The following is a 16,644-nucleotide window of genomic DNA, read 5'->3' on the forward strand; positions in this document are numbered from 1 at the left end:
ATTCGTCCCTATTCCATAGGAGACGAATGGCCTTTTTTTATTGGTCAAATTTAGGAGGTATTTAAAATGAAAACAATTTTTTCCGGTATCCAACCAAGTGGATCTTTAACATTAGGAAATTATCTTGGTGCTTTAAGACACTTCCCTTTATTACAGGACGAGTATAATTGCTTCTTCTGTATAGTCGATCAGCATGCAATCACGGTACCTCAAGATCGTTTTGAGTTGCGTAAAAACATTCGAAATCTAGCGGCACTCTATATTGCTGCTGGCATAGATCCGGAACGTTCAACATTATTTATCCAATCAGAGGTACCGGCACATGCCCAAGCAGGTTGGATGATGCAATGTGTCTCTTATATTGGTGAACTTGAGAGAATGACACAGTTCAAAGATAAGTCACATGGAAAAGAAGGAGTTTCTGCATCACTTCTTACTTACCCTCCATTGATGGCAGCTGATATCCTTCTCTATAGTACAGACCTAGTACCTGTTGGTGAGGATCAAAAGCAACATATCGAGCTAACTCGTGATTTAGCAGAACGTTTTAATAAAAAATATAATGATATCTTCACTATACCTGAACCAAAAATCTCTGAAGTAGGCGCTCGAATTATGTCCCTACAAGAACCAACGAAAAAAATGAGTAAATCAGATGAAAATCTAAAAGCGACTATTTTTATTTTGGATGAAGAAAAGCAAATTGAAAAGAAAATTAAAAGTGCCGTTACTGACTCTGAGGGAATTGTTAAATACGATAAAGAGAATAAGCCTGGCGTATCTAACCTTTTAACCATCTATTCTATTCTCTCTAATAAGACGATTGCCCAACTAGAAGAACAATATGAAGGTAAAGGTTACGGAGAATTTAAAGGGGATCTAGCAAAAGTCGTAGTAGATGCATTAAAACCTATACAACAGAAATATCATGAACTAATTAATTCAGACCTATTAGATACCTACTTAGATACTGGTGCAGAAAAAGCAAATACAGTTGCGAATAAGATGCTTCGTAAAATGGAAAATGGTATGGGGCTCGGAAGAAAGAGATAGACTTAAGATACAAACGGACGTTTTATTTAAACATAATCATAGTTATAAACTCAATAATGATATATTAGAATGAAAATTAACAGGGATGCAGCAGCATCCCTGTTAATTTACTCTTGTTTCATGTTCTAATTCCCAAAGTTTTTCAAAGAAGGGTTGTCCCTTAATTAAGTTTTCACATAACTGAACATGACGTTCACTCCAGCCATATTGAACCTCTTCTATTAAGTTCTCACAAACTTCATCTAGTTCCATCTTTTGAATTTCATTGTATTTTGATGGTTCCCAATCTGTATACCAGTATCTAATTTCAGCAACATTCTTAGAATTATATAATTGATCCAATGCCATAAATAAAAGCTGCTTTAATTGACGTTCTTTTCTTGTTAGTCCACTCATAAATTGAGGGGAAGGAGATAGAATATGATATTCTTTATATGTATCCATATTACTTGAATTAAATTGATAGCTAGTTGGCTCTAAGTCTTTTACCATATCATATACTAACTGCTCTTGTCTTGGTATTAGTCTACTCTTTCGAATAGGAATATTGTAACCAATTGTATCAACTGCTAGTATACCGATTCCATCCGTAATAATAAAACAGTAGTCAAGTTGGATACGCTCATGATTTTTGCGCAAATATGCTTTATGAAATACATCATTCATAAGCTGCCCTGGAATCTCAAATAAGTCATTCTCAATGTAATGAAATAATGAAGAATCAATTTTCAGTAATGGCACCTGGTCTAGTAGTTCAACTCGGTCATCCTTGCGCCATTCGTGAAAATGACAGACATTATAACCATTTTCTTCACCCTCAAACCAATTCACCCATACATCATGCAGATACAACATTTATGACCCCTCACTTTATATCTGTTTGTTATGAATCAGTATAGGCAGAACTTGTCTAATTTATTCCAATGACGGAAAGTTCTTGTATTTAATTTTCATACACAAACATTCAATCCTCTTACTCTCTCGTATTCGGTAAATATAAACTGAGCCATATAAAGGAAACCCCTAAAGGTAATAAATAACACTCAATCCGCATTGATATAAATAGTAAGTATTCATAAAGACCATGTCCGTGAGTTAAAAGATTTAGATAAGCAATGGTAGATACCCCACCCGCCACAGAAATACCAAAGCCTATAAGAAAAAATAATAATCGAAAGACCATTTATTGTCCCAACCCTTCTATATTTATACGTCTGCAGGCCTTGTCCATCTGTTTATACATATATATGACAAGCTGTTTCTAAGATATTCCGTTTTATTTCCATAATTATTGGTCTTATGAACAAAAGGAGTAAGTGCACCGATTAGGCTCAGCCATAGCAAATGTTCCTTTGAAAGTGAAAAGGTGGTTGATCTTTTTATTTCTCAAAGGGTTATTTGGCCGAGGAAACACTCTTATGAGGGACTGGAAGTGGGATTTAGATTCATTGACCGTAGTTACCCACAACCTATAACAACAAAAAAACCATCACATATGTGATGGTTTTTTGTGTAATATTAGCGGCTAGATTTAGGGTTGAATGCATCTTTTAAACCTTCACCAACAAAGTTAATAGATAAGATTGTTAGTGAGATGATAGCTGCAGGTGGCACCCAAATCCACCATTTCTTACTTAATACATCTGGACTTCTTGCTTCTTGAAGCATGTTACCCCAAGTAGGAGTTGAAGAAGAAACACCAAATCCTAGGAAACTTAGTCCAGTTTCAACTACGATCATAACAGCAAGTAATAGTGTTGCTTGTACGATAATCGTAGACATTACGTTTGGTAATAAGTGTTTAACAATTACTTTAAATGGCGAACATCCAATTGAGATTGCACTCAATGCATATTCATTTTCCTTTTCTGCTAAGATCTTACTACGTACAAGACGAGCAAGTCCTCCCCAAGATAACAAACTAATTACGACAATTAACGTTAAAAGCCCAGAACCTTGGAAAATAGAATTTAGTACGATAACAAAGATTAAGAATGGAAAAGTTAGAATGAAATCTGTGAATCTCATTAGGATTGAATCTATTCTTCCACCAAAGAATCCAGCAGTTGCACCTACTATAGTACCGATTACACTAATACATAAAGTGATAGTGTATGCTAGTGTTAAGGAAACCTTCCCACCATACAGAAGGCGTGGTAGAATTTCTCTTCCCGCTTTATCTGTACCTAGTAAAAACTCTGACGAAGGCTCTTTTGCCATTTGAGAAAGGTTAACTTTCTGTACTTCTTCATAAGGAAGTGTAATATATTGAGCAAACATAGATACAAGTGTAACAGTTACTAGAAAAACTAATCCAATCATTGCTGGTATATTACGTAAAAATTTTCTTCTTGCAATCACCCATGGAGATTGGCCCTTTGTTACAGTATTCTGATTGTTTACCACAACTGTGCTTTCGTTTTGTGTAACTGGTTCCATGGTCTCACCTCTATTCTAATCTAATACGTGGATCAACTAATCCAAGTAGTATATCCGCAAGTAAATTTCCTATCAGTGTGAAGATCGTAAGCATTAATGTGATAGCTAGAACAACTGAGTAGTCACGTGATCCGATAGATTCTACGAAGAGATATCCGATTCCAGGGTATGTGAAAATTGTTTCAGTAATTACTGCTCCACCTACTAAACTAGCAAAGTCAAAACCGATAAGTGTAACAATCGGAATTAATGAGTTACGTAGAATATGCTTGTTAAAGATAGTAGATTCTTTTGTACCTTTAGCTCTTGCAGTACGAACATAATCTTTTCTTGAACTTTCAATCATATCGTTACGTAAAAACTGCGTGTAACTTGCTGTTGAGAGCGCTCCAAGACAAAGTGCAGGAAGAATCGTGTGCTTAATCTTACTTAAATAGAATTCTAGTGATCCAGGTTCTACACCAATTCCAATACTCCCCGTAGCAGGTACCCAGCCCAATTGAAAGGCAAAGATATAGATAGCAACTAATGCAGTAACGAAACTTGGAATAGCAAGTCCCAAATAATTATAGAATGAAATAGCGTAATCTCCAATGCTATATGGGTGACGTCCTGCATGACGCCCCATAAAGAAAGCAAGCACATAAGTGATTAATAAAGCAAATAAGGCTAAGAATATAGTGTTTGGTAAACGAGATCCTATTAGTTCCATTACCGGCATCTTATGATTAAATGAATCACCGAAATCTCCTTTAAGTACCCCGCCGATCCAATTAAAATATTGAATGTGTACTGGATCATTCCAGCCCATCTTCTCTCGCATTTCTTCAATATAAGCTGGATCTGAGTTTAACGGGTCTACTTTTCCAGTTAGTGCATCTCCTGGCATTAGCTTTGCTAGAGAGAATACCACTACTGAGATAAGGAAAAGTAATGGAATCATTCCTAGTAATCTACGAAGTGTGTAAATTAGCATTATGAATTCCCCTTATCTGTTGTTTATTCTTGTGAGGCTCTTACTGTCGGTTGTCCTCCACTTATTCATCATACCACATGTGGGGGATAACCGACAGTAAGAACTAAATTTGTTTTTAACAGAACACTAAGTGGGAGTTGCCTCCCACCTAGTGAACATTAGTTCTTAGAACTGTTATTATTGTTGTTCCTTAACCCACCATAAGTGTACATCTTTTTGTACAGTAAATGCGTTAGCATCTACGTTTTGAAGACGCTTGTTAGCTGCATAAACATCTAACGGTTGGAACATAAAGATTGATGGTAGTTCATCGTTTACAAGTTTTTGCCACTCGTAGTAGATTTCCTTACGGTGTTCAATTACATCCTTGCTTGCATCTTCAGGGAATTTAACACCAGCTTTGATTAGCTCATCAGATTTAGGATTATCCCATCTCATCATATTCCACTTATCTGTGCTTAACCAGATACCAGATGGATCTGGATCTGTAGCTAGACCCCATCCACCGTTGAATGTTTCAAATGATGGATCGTCAGCATCGATTGAATCATAGAATAAGTTGAAGTCTTTTAACGCTCCACCATTAAGTTGAGCATTAATTCCTACGTCCTTCCAGTTTTGAAGGATGTATTGAGCACGTGGCTCAGCAGTTGACGTACTATTCATTCCGTCAAAGTTTACAGTGAACTTTTCACCATTTGGATCTTCAACGAATCCATCTCCGTCGATGTCCTTGTAACCAGCTTCAGCAAGTAATTCTTTTGCTCTTTCTGGGTTGTACTCATATTGATTGATTTGATCATCAGGAATCTTAGCCCAAGATACTGATGGAAGTGGTACGTTTACGATTTGTCCTAAACCGTTAGAGAATCCATCTAAGATACCTTGACGGTCTAAAGCGTGTGCCATTGCTTGACGTAATAACTTGTTTTGGAACTTAGGGTTGTCAGAAACAACTTTACCAGCTGCCTCGTCCCAACGTCCGAAGTCAAATCCAATGTAATTGTAGCCTAAGCTTGGCTCTTCAAATAGGTTTAAGTTTGGAAGTTCTTTAATATCTGGATATTGATCAGATGGAGCTTCCATAATATCAATTTCTCCACTTTCAAGTAATCCACTTGCAAGTGCAGGATCGATGATTTTGTAAACTACACCATCAAGTAATGGAGCACCTTGCCAGTAATCATCAAAGCGTTCGAATTCAATCATTTCACCAGGAACGATGTTCTTCACTTTAAATGGTCCGAATCCAACTGGGTTCTTACGAACTTGCTCAGAATCAACCATGTCAGCTACTGCAATACCATCATAGTGAGTTTTGTTCATTGGGTATAACCATAGGTTATCAAGTAAGTTTACTACAGGCTCTTCTACAGTAATTGTGATTGTGTAATCGTCAACTACAGTGATACCTTCAATTTTGTCAGCAGTGCCGTCTTTGTAAGCTTGAGCACCTTTGATCATAGATACGTTAGTGAAACGTGGTCCAGCATAGTCAGGGTCAGCAAGTACATACCAAGCAAACTCCATGTCTTCTGCCTTTAGTTCTTTACCATCGTGCCATTTAACACCTGGTTGAATTTTGAAAGTTAACTGAGTTTGATCTTCGTTGAACTCCCAAGAAGCTACGTTTTCTTCAGGTAATAAGTCATCACCAGTAGAAAGTAAACCTTCAGACATAAATGCTAATGCTAGTGAATCATCTTGTCCTTCATAGAATGCATACTCTAGAACACCTTTGAAAGGTTGAGTATAAGCGTAAGTTACTGTTCCACCTGCTACAGGCTCATCTTCAGCAGCTTCTTTGTCGCCTTCATCTGTACCTTCAGTTTCTTCTGTTTCAGGTTCAGTTGGCTCAGCTTCTTCTTTACCGCCACAAGCAGCTAAGAACATTGATAGTACTAATAGCATAGCTACTAGCCATAATACTGACTTCTTCATTGATTTCCCCCCAATAAAATTTAAAGATTTTCTTTAAAGGCTGTATTTGCTAGAACTTAGAAAGAGTGTCTCTCTTTAGTTATAAAGGTGACAAGCTACTCTATGTCCTGGCTTCACCTCCTTTAAAGAAGGTTTTGTTTGCTGACATTCTGGCATCGCATGACGACAACGTGGATGGAATGTACAGCCTGAAGGTGGATTAATTGGACTTGGAACATCACCTTCTAAAATAATACGGTCTTTTTTCTTACGTGGATCTGGCTCAGGAATAGCTGAAATCAAGGCTTGTGTATAAGGATGTAAAGGTTCAGCATATAAGCTGTTCTTATCAGCAACTTCTACTAATCCACCAAGATACATAACACCGATTCTGTCACTCATATGCTTTACGACACTAAGATCATGAGCAATGAATAAGAACGTTAAGCCGAATTCTTCTTGTAATTCTTTTAGTAGGTTTAACACTTGTGATTGTACGGATACGTCTAGGGCAGAAACTGGTTCATCGGCAATAATTAACTTTGGTTTTAATGCTAATGCACGAGCAATACCAATACGTTGACGCTGACCACCTGAAAATTCATGTGGGTACTTGTAATAAGCATCTGCAGGTAAACCTACTTTTGTTAATAATTCCATAACTTCGTCTTTTAGATCATTTTCAGATCTTTTTGTATAGTTACGAATTGGTTCAGATACTAAATGCCCAACCATCATTGTTGGATTTAGAGATGCATATGGATCTTGGAAGACCATTTGAAAGTCTTGGCGAATCTTTCTAAGTGAAGTTCCACGAAGATTAGTAATATCCTGACCTTCAAATATAATTTGTCCATCTGTTGGTTCTAATAGTCGTAAAATTGTTCTTCCGGCTGTTGACTTACCACAACCTGATTCTCCTACTAAACCAAGTGTTTCACCTTTTTTAATTTCAAATGATACACCGTCAACTGCTTTAACTGCACCAATTTGACGTCTAAAAAATCCACCTTTGATTGGGTAATGAGTTTTAAGATTTTTAACTTCTAGTAGTATGTCTTTTTCTTTGACTGCTTGGCTCATTAGTTTGCCTTCACCCCTTCTTTAGGATAGCTAACGTCATACAGCAAACAGGAAACTTCATGTCCCGGGGATACTTCAGCAAGCTGTGGTGTTATCGTTTTACATTCAGCAGTTGCTTGAGGGCAACGACCAGCGAAACGACAACCAACTTGTGGCATGTTTACAAGGGATGGAACAATCCCTTTAATTGTACTTAACTCTTCCACTTCTTCATCCATTTTAGGAATAGCTCCCATTAAAAGCTTTGTATATGGATGCTTAGGATCGTGGAATAATGTATCTACATCCGTTTTTTCGACAATTCTTCCTGCGTACATTACGATGACCTCGTCACACATCTCTGCAACTACTCCAAGGTCATGGGTAATTAATAGTACTGACATATCGTTTACTTCTTGAATTTCTTTTAGCAAGTCAAGAATTTGGGCTTGTACGGTTACGTCAAGAGCCGTAGTAGGCTCATCAGCAATTAGTACCTTTGGCTGACATGCGATTGCAATCGCGATCATAACCCTTTGTCTCATACCACCTGATAATTGATGAGGATATTCGTCAACAATTTTCTCAGGTCTAGAGATCCCAACGCTCTTTAAGAGTGCAATACTCTTTAGACGTGCTTCTTTTTTCGTAATGTTTGTATGATTTAAAAGTGCTTCTTGGAGTTGAAATCCTATTGTAAATACAGGATTTAAAGATGTCATAGGTTCTTGGAAGATCATACCGATATCTTTTCCTCGAACTTTATTAATCTCTTTATCTTTTAATTTTGTAAGATCCTGTTCTTGGAACAGAATTTCACCATCCATAATTTTACCGTTTTCTTTTGGTAGAAGTCCCATAATAGATAGTGACATAACACTCTTTCCACAGCCTGATTCACCAACTATACCAATTACTTGTTTAGGCTTTACAGAGAAAGATACGCCATCTACTGCATTATGATATTTACCACCAATACGGAAACCTGTTTTTAGGTTATTAATCTCTAAGACCGGTGCTCCATTGCTAGGTTTAAGTTTTGCGTTCATTATCACACCTCTGAATATTTTGATAATTCCCAATGTTATCTGAATCTCATATTATTACAATATCATTACAATTGCAACACTCTTTTTATTTTTAAGCTCGGAATAAATCCTTTTAATATTACGCAATCGTTGTTACATGAGGGTTTATTATGACTCTGAAGGGATATATTTACAGTATTCCTCACTCATCAATTTTTCAAGAGATTGTAAAGAATGTTTACATTTAGGTAAAGCTTGCTTCACCATGTAAAGACCAACGGCATATCCAAGCATACGAGGATATCCCTTTAAACCAAACAATAATTCATGATACTTAGGATGCCGCTTTGTAATATGCTTGTTTGGTTCTATAAACTCATTGTACCATTTAAGAAGTTGATCATCACTGTAAAATCTTGTCCACGATGCATTCTGGTCCTCTCCACATTCTTCCTTAACAGATAGTTCTGCGAGACCTTCTAATACCATCGCATCTAACAAAGTCATACTTTCCTCTTCTTTATTTAAATACTTTAATCTGCAAACATGATGATATTCATGTGTTAGCAATGCTTTAATTTCTATGATTTCCAGATTGGGAGATAGAAACATAAATAGTTTATCATAAAAAGCAAGTCCTGACTTCCCCTTGTTTTCTTCCATCATCCTAGTTTCTCTCTGATTGATTGGAAATATAAACACTGGTATATCAGGACCTTTTTGTTTTTTGCGGAGTGAACGATAGAGTTTATCAACCTCACTCCAGTAATCTAATTCAATTAGTTGATTCACTTCTTTATTTCTGTTAAATATAGATGGTTTATACATGCCATATAAACACAGATAATCGTAAATTTCTCGTGGAGAGTTTCCCTTAAAGTATTTTACTAAGTGCTCACAGAGCTGAATTGGGTTTTCCCCTGATTGAGACAACCACTCTTTCGTATCGATGACAGCCAACACTTTTCACTCCTTAACATTTTTACAGCTATTATATGAGGAGTGTATGAACTTGTTAGCCCTTACATATTCATTATAGATGAAATTCCTATAAAAAAACCTGTCAAAATATTTCCATTGACAGGTTGAACAGTATAATTATTCGTATTTTTTGAATATTAATGTAGCGTTGTGTCCACCGAATCCTAGGGAGTTACTTAGGACAGCATACACTTCTTGCTTTCTCGCCACGTCAGGAACATAATCTAAATCACAATCTGGGTCTGGTGTTTTAATGTTTATAGTTGGTGGTATGATTCCTTCTGAAATCGCCATTACAGAAAAAATTGCTTCAACGCCACCAGCTGCGCCTAACAGGTGTCCTGTCATTGATTTAGTTGATCCTACTGCCATTTTATACGCATGCTCTCCGAACACTTCTTTTACAGCCATTGTTTCAAATTTATCATTGTATGGAGTGCTTGTTCCATGAGCATTCATATACGTAATTTGTTCAGGTTGTAAGCCAGAATCTTTTAGAGCCTGTCTCATTGCACGAACTCCACCCTCTCCTGCTGGAGCAGGCTGCGTGATATGGTAAGCATCCCCTGTTGCACCGTATCCAACGATTTCAGCATAGATTTTGGCCCCTCTTTCAAGTGCGTGGTCAAGCTCTTCTAATATTAGGATACCTGCACCTTCTCCCATAACAAACCCATCACGGTTTAAATCAAATGGGCGGCTAGCTGTCTCAGGATCTGGATTAAAAGATAGTGCCTTCATAGAACTGAATCCTGCAAATGCCATATTTGTTAAAGGTGCTTCTGTTCCACCTGTTACCATTACATCTGCATCACCACGTTGTATAACCTTAAAGGCATCTCCAATTGAGTTTGCACCAGATGCACAAGCTGTTACTGTACATGAATTAATCCCTCTTGCTCCTAATGCAATGGAAACTTGACCTGCTGCCATATCCGGAATCATCATTGGTACATAAAATGGACTTACTCTTCTGTAGCCTTTTGCTTGGAAATTTTGGTATTGTTCTTCATGTGTTTCCATCCCTCCAATACCTGAACCAATCCAAACTCCTACACGTGGAGCAATCTCTTCTGTTATAGTAAGGTCTGCATCTTTAACAGCCATTAGTGAAGCTGCTAGAGCATATTGTGTAAATCTGTCCATCTTCTTTGCATCTTTACGATCCATAAATTCTTCAGGATTAAAATCCTTTAGTTCAGCTGCTACTTTAGCTGGAAAATCATCAGGATTAACTCGTGTAAGTGGTCCAATACCAGACACTCCGTTAATTAGGTTATCCCAAGTTGTTTCTAAATTATTTCCGATTGGAGATAGAATTCCAAGTCCTGTTACAACTACTCGTTTTTTTTCCATTGCTACAAACACTCCTTTACCTGTAATAAAATTTATTTGAATGATAGCTGAAGTTAATCTTTAGTTTTGTTTACCCAGAAGGGAGACTATCTTCCCCAGCGTAATGCAACTGCTCCCCAAGTTAATCCTCCACCGAATCCTACCATGACAAGAAGATCATCTTCCTTAATCTTTCCTTGTTCTAATTCTTCTACAATCGCCATCGGAATAGATGCTGCGGATGTATTTCCGTATTTAGCGACTGTTTTTGCCATTTTTTCTTCTGGTAACTCTAGTCGTTGTCTTGCTGCTTCCATAATTCTAATATTAGCTTGGTGCGGGATTAGAAAGTCTACATCTTCTTTATTGAGTCCTGCTTTCTCTAGAACATTAAGACTGGATTCTCCCATTTGACGCACAGCAAATTTAAACACTTCTCTTCCGTTCATTACAATAAAATCATCTTGATATAAATGTTTCGCTCCGCTCCCGTCAGAACCTAATTCAAACGAAAGGATTCCACGACCTTCAGAAACTGGTCCCATAACTGCTGCACCTGCACCGTCACCGAATAATACTGCCGTGTTACGATCATTCCAATCTGTAATCTTTGATAACTTCTCTACGCCGACCACCAAAATGTTTCGGTAAACCTTTGATTCAATGAACTGTTTTGCCATAACCATCCCATACATAAAACCAGCACATGCTGCTCCGACATCAAAAGCAGCTGCATTTTTCGCCCCAAGTTTCTCTTGAATTAAACATGCGACTGAAGGAAATGGATGATCTGGGGTAACAGTAGCCACTACAATTAAATCAATATCCTCAGGAGATATCCCTGCATCTTCAATTGCTTTTTGTGATGCAAAATATGCCATATCTGATGTATCTATATCATCTGAAGCTACTCTTCGTTCTTCAATACCCGTTCTTGTACGTATCCATTCGTCAGAAGTATCTACTATCTGTTCGAGATCCTTATTAGTAAGGATCTTTTCAGGGAGATAGCGTCCAATTCCAATAATTCCAGCATTCATGGAAAAACCCCTTTTCCGTTATTTTATTATCAAATATTATGACTTGGTACTAATTTTATAGTAAATTTATCTTTTTTTCAATTGTTTTCACCTTTCTATTTTTTTGAGGCTATTGTCTATATCACTCGGAAGCTTTCCTCATAAATTAATACTAGATACAACTGTTCTAATCCATTTATTAGGAGGTGTTAACATGAGTGATCAAGCAAATGACAAAAATACCAAGTTAAGTCGTTTTGATCAGTTAATGTTTGGAGCGAGAAAAACGGAGTCAACTGATAAGAGAGAGGCACCTACTAGCAATAACAATAGTCCTAACTCTAGTACCTCTTCAGAAGGAAAATTTGACTTATTTCAAATGATGCAGAGTGTAGATGAGCTTATGTCAAATGTGAAACAAATCAAACCAATGGTTCAACAACTTGCCCCTCTCCTAGATATGTTTAAACAAAAAAAATAGACGCTCAGTGGAAGCGTCTATTACTTTTTTTAAATAAAATGCTCTTTTCGTATAGATTGTTGCTTCGTACAAATCCCAAAAGCCGGATTTGTACTTACTAGTTTAATGTCACCTAATTTTCAATGCTAGTGAGCAACACTTATACAAATAGTATTTGTAGTTTAGTTTTCTGTTGCCTCTGATTTTCCTAGCTCATATGCGTCTGACATCACTTTCGTTAAAAGTTCAATCACGGGCTGCATCTTAGACATATCTAATTCTATACCGGAGTCATCTAAGATGGCTTTTGCCTCGGGTAAGTACTTCATCGCTATTTGCATAAACTGCATTTGTTTTTGTGCATCCATTTTTTTGGCTCCTTTTAGTCAATTTGATTGGGAAGATTACCTGTTTTTATGTAGGTACTCACTGCTTCATCAACATCTGCTATTAATTCTTGACTTACGTCGGGACTATATTTCCCTAAAGTTATAACTTTATCATCAAAATCATAATAAATATTACCACTTTTGAGAGATCCAGCGTTAAATTCTTTTGCTACTTCTTCATAAAGCATATCGACATGTTGTATAGTGCTTGTTAAGACGGTTGCTTGACCAATATCAGACTGATCTGAAATATAGCCAATAGCATATAAGCCATTTTCTTTAATACGCTCAATGACAGGTACATTGAATCCATCTCCTGCAGGGTAGATTACATCTACTCCTTCGTTCATCATACTCTCCAATTGCGTAAGTGCCTTTTGGGGATCATTCCAATCCTCGGTATAACTTATTTTCACTTTTACATCAGGGTTTTGATGGATGGCCCCTTCAAAAAACCCGTTTACCTCTGGTTGCCATTCAAAGGCTGCAATGACACCCACTTTGTTTGTTTTCGTCATCTCACCTGCAATCATTCCACCAAAGAAACCCATTGCATCAGCTTTAAAAGTTAAGCTTGTTACGTTATTTCCACGGACATCTCCGTTAAAACAAACAAAATGAATATCTGGATATTTCTCAGCTAATTTATTAAACCAAGGTGCATATTCACTTCCATGGCCAAAAATTAGATTAACTCCTTTTTCAGAGAGCTCCTCAATCGCCTGAGCTACATTTGCTTCGTTATTCATCGCCTCTTTATAGTAAACATCTACCGAAAGATTGGATTGTATTTTTAGTAAGCCCTTATATCCTTTTGTCCCCCATACTTGGTCATTAATGGTTTCAGGCACTAGTAGGCCAACTTTTTCAATGTTTCCGGTTCCCGTCGCATTCGCACAACCTGATAAGATTATAATAAGAAGTAGAAGTGCAATAAATGGTTTTCTCATAAAAGTGAGTCACTTCCTTTAATAACCTAGATTCAATTTAGTTCTTTCTTTCTAAACTTGTCCAGTTTATTTTACCCTTTAACCATTAAAATGGTAAAGGATAAATCCTGTAATCTTCAATTACCTTTCATTTACTCCTAATTTCTTCCAATATCTTTAGTGAGTGTGTGGATAAACTCTTTTTGTTTCTCTATTCCCTCCTGAATAGATACAGAAGGTGAAAAGGATAATAATTCTTGAGCCTTCTCACTCGAGAGTGTAATAGTATTTTCTCCTCTTTGTTTATTTGATTTATTTATTATATAGGCTATCCCTTTTGCCCATTCGTCTACTTTCCCAGTTGTAATATGAATAATTTCGCTTCTTGATTCTGAAATTCCTGCTTGAACTAATGCCTCAACTGCATCATCAATAAACAAAACATCTCCTTTATACTCATCCCAAGTCTCTCCATGTTTGTGTTCGTTCTGAAGCAACTGATGGTAGGCAAAACGTTCAGGTTGCCAAGGTCCATATAAAGTTGGCAACCTAAGAAGCAGATACGCAAAACTTTTCTTCTTATATTCACTCCTGAGTAGGTCCTCTAGTTTGGCGTATACCCTTCCTCTTTCATTAACAGGTAAACTTGGCGTATTTTCCGTAATTTTCTCATGTGTACGATGATCTACAACTTCTAAAGTTGAAGCAAAAATTAAGGAGGTGGATGTTGATTGACAGTATTGGATTGCTTCTTTTAGAAGGTCTTCTGCTCTCGCTAAGTCTTCTCCTCCTGTAACATCTACACAATAAAATAAAGTATCCACTTCCTGTAGTGATTCCCATTCATTATCTTCTATATAGTTAAAATTTGCATTACGTCCAATCGCCAAAATCTTTTCTTCCTTTAGGTCACTTGCTTGCTCTGATAACTCAATATCTACGCCATGAACAACCACTCCATCATTTAATAACTTGTTTAACAAGTTATAGCCAATGAAATCGAAAGCTCCTATAATAATTGCTTCTTCCAAGTGAATAGCTCCTTTCCATTCTTTCCTCTTCTATCCTATGACGCTTTTTAAACATTCTATGACGATTAACCATACAGATTCCATTTTCTGTGAGAATGAGAAAAGAAAAGCTAGTAATGTTTATTTCTACTAGCTGGACACTAAGCGATAAACACAATAAAAGCCCCATTTTGAATGGGGCTCTTAAAGGGTCTTCTCATTTTTACTAAAAAATTGGAGGATCGAACTTCCTATTCCAAATCTTTTTTCATTAAGATGTAAAGTAAGCTGAATAGGTGAATATTCCTTTCGGCTTTCCTCAAACATTCTAGCTATCTTCTTGGATTGGTAAGTTTGCTCATCTGTAGAAATCCAGATTTTTACTGGAATTGTTGACTGGTGACTCTTTAAATCCGGTAACTGGGCTAACCCATCTTCTATTATATGCTCTTCCCATTGATAAGCTTCGACGACTTCTTTAATCATTCTTTTATAGAATAATTTATTTTCCTGCTCGTGTTTTAATTGCTCCTTTAAGCTTAAACAAGGATTAAGCATGGCTACAGATCGAATATTTTCTCCCATTTGGTCCATAAGTTCTAGACCTGATAAAGCTCCCATTCCCTCTAATAACAGATGTACATGCTCATTTAGTATTTCTCTCTTCATGACAACATGGTATAGTCGCTTTGCAAGGTTTGTGGCTTTAGGAGAGCCCCAATGCCTACCATAAAGGTTAGAGTAAAAGACCGTATAACCACTTCTGACAAACTGTTCAATAAACGTATATCTTCCAGCATTTTGAATCCAGAAGCTTGAGTTGCTGTCTACAAAATGATGGCGATCCCCTATAATAAAAATGGCAAAGCCATTTGGGCGTTCCGGTAAATGAACGACGCTCCATTCTTCGTCTAATAAAAAAAACTGTTGATTCATAGATAACTCCCCCGCTCAGGCTCCGTTCCTGGATAAGATTCGCGCACATAATAATCTATGTAAGCGTCCCTTCTCTTGAAAGGGGAATTGCCTATTTTATTATTCTTTTCTAAAACTTAGGTGCTTTTCTCCTTATTTTAACAGGATTAAGTACCCTTCAAGATTGTTTCATTTCCTCTATGAGCTCATCTAATCGGTTCTTACCTGTGGCTGTTAAGTTAGACTCTTCTTGTTCTAACAAGAGCTCAAGTTCTTTTTGTTTATCAGACATCTAACTCCCTCCTTTAGCTCCACATGTTTGAAGTATGTCTAACTCAATAAATTAGCACCAAATAGTTTATTACAAGTATTTTCCTTTACTATCTATTTTATGACTTTACTAAAATAATTTATGAAAATATTCAATCATATTTTTATATACTTATTTTTATTTCTTACATGTGATACAATACTTTTATATGCTTGTAGAAATAGAGGTGAACGTATGCGTTACTTTTGGACACTTTTCTGGACATTCCTACTCATTCAAATGGTACTTTATGTAGTAAGCTCCATGCAAGGTGGTACATATGACTTTGTTCAAGGCTCCATTATTGCGGTAGTCTTCTCAATCCTGATTTTCATTTTAGGAGATGCATTAGTACCTAAGGAGAATGCTCAAAAACACCATTAAGAACAAAGGTAAACGTGCTACAAACCGTCATTGATTTATGATGGCGCATAGGCCGTCCCTACTTGTTGTTCTAAATATCGTAAACCCTTCAGGCCTCGCTTGAAGGGTTTTCATTATTTTAGGTATACTAGAAGAGAAAGGAGAGATTTCATATGACACTAACAAAAAGGGTTTCCACTTGGATTCTCATTGGTTCATCTGTTTCTTGGTTAGTCTGGATACTAGTCGAAACATTAATTGGAAAAGGTTTGGGTTATAATGTTCCAGGGTTACTATTTGGGTTAGTCCTCACCTTACTTGCGTTTATACTGTATATCTCTTATTTTAGGCTTCAAAATACAAAACTAATTTATATTCTTCTGACTACTGGCTGCCTATTCTCAATCACGTTATACATATATGCATACTTCTTTATGCAAGGTCATCATTAAGGT

Annotated in this window: 18 protein-coding genes and 1 other annotated feature (1 of these 19 running past the window's edge); of the genes, 4 read left to right on the forward strand and 14 right to left on the reverse strand. The window is 36.8% G+C overall.

Going from position 1 to position 16,644, the window contains the following annotated elements; translation table 11 throughout:
- Positions 1 to 13: a binding site (T-box leader), on the forward strand; it begins 234 nt to the left of the window's first position.
- A 53-nt stretch (positions 14 to 66) separates the two neighbouring features.
- Complete coding sequence (trpS, locus tag LT143_RS00645) at positions 67 to 1,053, forward strand: tryptophan--tRNA ligase (protein WP_246938609.1); 987 nt, start codon at positions 67 to 69, stop codon at positions 1,051 to 1,053.
- Between the two features lie 102 nt (positions 1,054 to 1,155).
- Here the strand turns inward: trpS and LT143_RS00650 are convergent, their stop codons facing one another.
- The 10 genes from LT143_RS00650 to LT143_RS00695 all read right to left on the reverse strand — a co-directional run bounded on the left by LT143_RS00650 (position 1,156) and on the right by LT143_RS00695 (position 11,834).
- Positions 1,156 to 1,908: a YjbA family protein gene (locus LT143_RS00650; RefSeq protein WP_246938610.1), complete on the reverse strand. Its 753-nt coding sequence runs from the start codon at positions 1,906 to 1,908 to the stop codon at positions 1,156 to 1,158.
- Positions 1,909 to 2,026: 118 nt separating this feature from the next.
- Complete coding sequence (locus LT143_RS00655) at positions 2,027 to 2,236, reverse strand: YuzI family membrane protein (RefSeq protein ID WP_246938611.1); 210 nt, start codon at positions 2,234 to 2,236, stop codon at positions 2,027 to 2,029.
- 335 nt (positions 2,237 to 2,571) lie between these two features.
- Positions 2,572 to 3,492: an oligopeptide ABC transporter permease gene (gene opp4C, locus LT143_RS00660; protein ID WP_246938612.1), complete on the reverse strand. Its 921-nt coding sequence runs from the start codon at positions 3,490 to 3,492 to the stop codon at positions 2,572 to 2,574.
- A gap of 10 nt (positions 3,493 to 3,502) precedes the next feature.
- The gene (gene opp4B, locus LT143_RS00665) at positions 3,503 to 4,468 is read right to left on the reverse strand and encodes an oligopeptide ABC transporter permease (RefSeq protein ID WP_246938613.1); all 966 of its coding nucleotides are present in this window, start codon (positions 4,466 to 4,468) and stop codon (positions 3,503 to 3,505) included.
- 177 nt (positions 4,469 to 4,645) lie between these two features.
- Positions 4,646 to 6,409, reverse strand: coding sequence for an oligopeptide ABC transporter substrate-binding protein (gene opp4A / locus LT143_RS00670; RefSeq protein ID WP_246938614.1), 1,764 nt, complete (start codon positions 6,407 to 6,409; stop codon positions 4,646 to 4,648).
- A 75-nt stretch (positions 6,410 to 6,484) separates the two neighbouring features.
- On the reverse strand, positions 6,485 to 7,471 hold the full coding sequence (locus LT143_RS00675) for an ABC transporter ATP-binding protein (RefSeq protein ID WP_246938615.1): 987 nt from the start codon (positions 7,469 to 7,471) through the stop codon (positions 6,485 to 6,487).
- Positions 7,471 to 8,499 carry an ABC transporter ATP-binding protein gene (locus tag LT143_RS00680; protein ID WP_246938616.1) on the reverse strand — a complete coding sequence of 343 codons (1,029 nt, stop codon included), beginning with the start codon at positions 8,497 to 8,499 and terminating at the stop codon, positions 7,471 to 7,473. The genes LT143_RS00675 and LT143_RS00680 overlap by 1 nt, the downstream gene beginning before the upstream one ends.
- A gap of 147 nt (positions 8,500 to 8,646) precedes the next feature.
- Complete coding sequence (locus tag LT143_RS00685; protein WP_246938617.1) at positions 8,647 to 9,438, reverse strand: DUF2268 domain-containing putative Zn-dependent protease; 792 nt, start codon at positions 9,436 to 9,438, stop codon at positions 8,647 to 8,649.
- A 138-nt stretch (positions 9,439 to 9,576) separates the two neighbouring features.
- Complete coding sequence (fabF, locus tag LT143_RS00690; RefSeq protein ID WP_246938618.1) at positions 9,577 to 10,815, reverse strand: beta-ketoacyl-ACP synthase II; 1,239 nt, start codon at positions 10,813 to 10,815, stop codon at positions 9,577 to 9,579.
- Positions 10,816 to 10,901: 86 nt separating this feature from the next.
- On the reverse strand, positions 10,902 to 11,834 hold the full coding sequence (locus tag LT143_RS00695) for a beta-ketoacyl-ACP synthase III (protein ID WP_246938619.1): 933 nt from the start codon (positions 11,832 to 11,834) through the stop codon (positions 10,902 to 10,904).
- Positions 11,835 to 12,027: 193 nt separating this feature from the next.
- On the opposite strand from LT143_RS00695, the gene LT143_RS00700 reads away from it, so the two are divergent.
- Positions 12,028 to 12,294 carry a YppG family protein gene (locus tag LT143_RS00700; RefSeq protein ID WP_246938620.1) on the forward strand — a complete coding sequence of 89 codons (267 nt, stop codon included), beginning with the start codon at positions 12,028 to 12,030 and terminating at the stop codon, positions 12,292 to 12,294.
- A gap of 161 nt (positions 12,295 to 12,455) precedes the next feature.
- Here the strand turns inward: LT143_RS00700 and LT143_RS00705 are convergent, their stop codons facing one another.
- The 4 genes from LT143_RS00705 to LT143_RS00720 all read right to left on the reverse strand — a co-directional run bounded on the left by LT143_RS00705 (position 12,456) and on the right by LT143_RS00720 (position 15,537).
- Positions 12,456 to 12,641 (reverse strand): ComZ family protein, encoded by a 186-nt coding sequence (locus tag LT143_RS00705; RefSeq protein WP_246938621.1) that lies wholly within the window; start codon positions 12,639 to 12,641, stop codon positions 12,456 to 12,458.
- A gap of 14 nt (positions 12,642 to 12,655) precedes the next feature.
- Positions 12,656 to 13,612, reverse strand: coding sequence for a BMP family ABC transporter substrate-binding protein (locus tag LT143_RS00710; RefSeq protein ID WP_246938622.1), 957 nt, complete (start codon positions 13,610 to 13,612; stop codon positions 12,656 to 12,658).
- Between the two features lie 137 nt (positions 13,613 to 13,749).
- Complete coding sequence (locus LT143_RS00715; RefSeq protein ID WP_246938623.1) at positions 13,750 to 14,622, reverse strand: NAD-dependent epimerase/dehydratase family protein; 873 nt, start codon at positions 14,620 to 14,622, stop codon at positions 13,750 to 13,752.
- Between the two features lie 183 nt (positions 14,623 to 14,805).
- Positions 14,806 to 15,537 (reverse strand): alpha/beta hydrolase, encoded by a 732-nt coding sequence (locus LT143_RS00720; protein ID WP_246938624.1) that lies wholly within the window; start codon positions 15,535 to 15,537, stop codon positions 14,806 to 14,808.
- Between the two features lie 484 nt (positions 15,538 to 16,021).
- Between LT143_RS00720 and LT143_RS00725 the strand changes: the two genes are divergently transcribed.
- Complete coding sequence (locus tag LT143_RS00725; protein WP_246938625.1) at positions 16,022 to 16,210, forward strand: YjzD family protein; 189 nt, start codon at positions 16,022 to 16,024, stop codon at positions 16,208 to 16,210.
- 152 nt (positions 16,211 to 16,362) lie between these two features.
- Entirely contained in the window at positions 16,363 to 16,641 is a 279-nt protein-coding gene (locus tag LT143_RS00730) for a hypothetical protein (protein ID WP_246938626.1), read from the forward strand.
- The last annotated feature ends 3 nt before the right edge of the window (positions 16,642 to 16,644 follow it).

The organism is Bacillus pinisoli (genome assembly GCF_023036475.1).
Lineage (GTDB): Bacteria > Bacillota > Bacilli > Bacillales > SA4 > Bacillus_BS > Bacillus_BS pinisoli.

Excerpts from the sequence above, each read along its gene's own strand:
- fabF (WP_246938618.1), bottom strand. The coding sequence starts at position 10,815 with ATGGAAAAAAAACGAGTAGTTGTAACAGGACTTGGAATTCTATCTCCA.
- LT143_RS00705 (WP_246938621.1), bottom strand. The coding sequence starts at position 12,641 with ATGGATGCACAAAAACAAATGCAGTTTATGCAAATAGCGATGAAGTAC.
- LT143_RS00730 (WP_246938626.1), top strand. The coding sequence starts at position 16,363 with ATGACACTAACAAAAAGGGTTTCCACTTGGATTCTCATTGGTTCATCT.
- LT143_RS00700 (WP_246938620.1), top strand. The coding sequence starts at position 12,028 with ATGAGTGATCAAGCAAATGACAAAAATACCAAGTTAAGTCGTTTTGAT.
- LT143_RS00710 (WP_246938622.1), bottom strand. The coding sequence starts at position 13,612 with ATGAGAAAACCATTTATTGCACTTCTACTTCTTATTATAATCTTATCA.
- LT143_RS00675 (WP_246938615.1), bottom strand. The coding sequence starts at position 7,471 with ATGAGCCAAGCAGTCAAAGAAAAAGACATACTACTAGAAGTTAAAAAT.
- opp4C (WP_246938612.1), bottom strand. The coding sequence starts at position 3,492 with ATGGAACCAGTTACACAAAACGAAAGCACAGTTGTGGTAAACAATCAG.
- opp4A (WP_246938614.1), bottom strand. The coding sequence starts at position 6,409 with ATGAAGAAGTCAGTATTATGGCTAGTAGCTATGCTATTAGTACTATCA.
- opp4B (WP_246938613.1), bottom strand. The coding sequence starts at position 4,468 with ATGCTAATTTACACACTTCGTAGATTACTAGGAATGATTCCATTACTT.
- LT143_RS00725 (WP_246938625.1), top strand. The coding sequence starts at position 16,022 with ATGCGTTACTTTTGGACACTTTTCTGGACATTCCTACTCATTCAAATG.
- LT143_RS00695 (WP_246938619.1), bottom strand. The coding sequence starts at position 11,834 with ATGAATGCTGGAATTATTGGAATTGGACGCTATCTCCCTGAAAAGATC.
- LT143_RS00650 (WP_246938610.1), bottom strand. The coding sequence starts at position 1,908 with ATGTTGTATCTGCATGATGTATGGGTGAATTGGTTTGAGGGTGAAGAA.
- LT143_RS00655 (WP_246938611.1), bottom strand. The coding sequence starts at position 2,236 with ATGGTCTTTCGATTATTATTTTTTCTTATAGGCTTTGGTATTTCTGTG.
- LT143_RS00680 (WP_246938616.1), bottom strand. The coding sequence starts at position 8,499 with ATGAACGCAAAACTTAAACCTAGCAATGGAGCACCGGTCTTAGAGATT.
- LT143_RS00720 (WP_246938624.1), bottom strand. The coding sequence starts at position 15,537 with ATGAATCAACAGTTTTTTTTATTAGACGAAGAATGGAGCGTCGTTCAT.
- trpS (WP_246938609.1), top strand. The coding sequence starts at position 67 with ATGAAAACAATTTTTTCCGGTATCCAACCAAGTGGATCTTTAACATTA.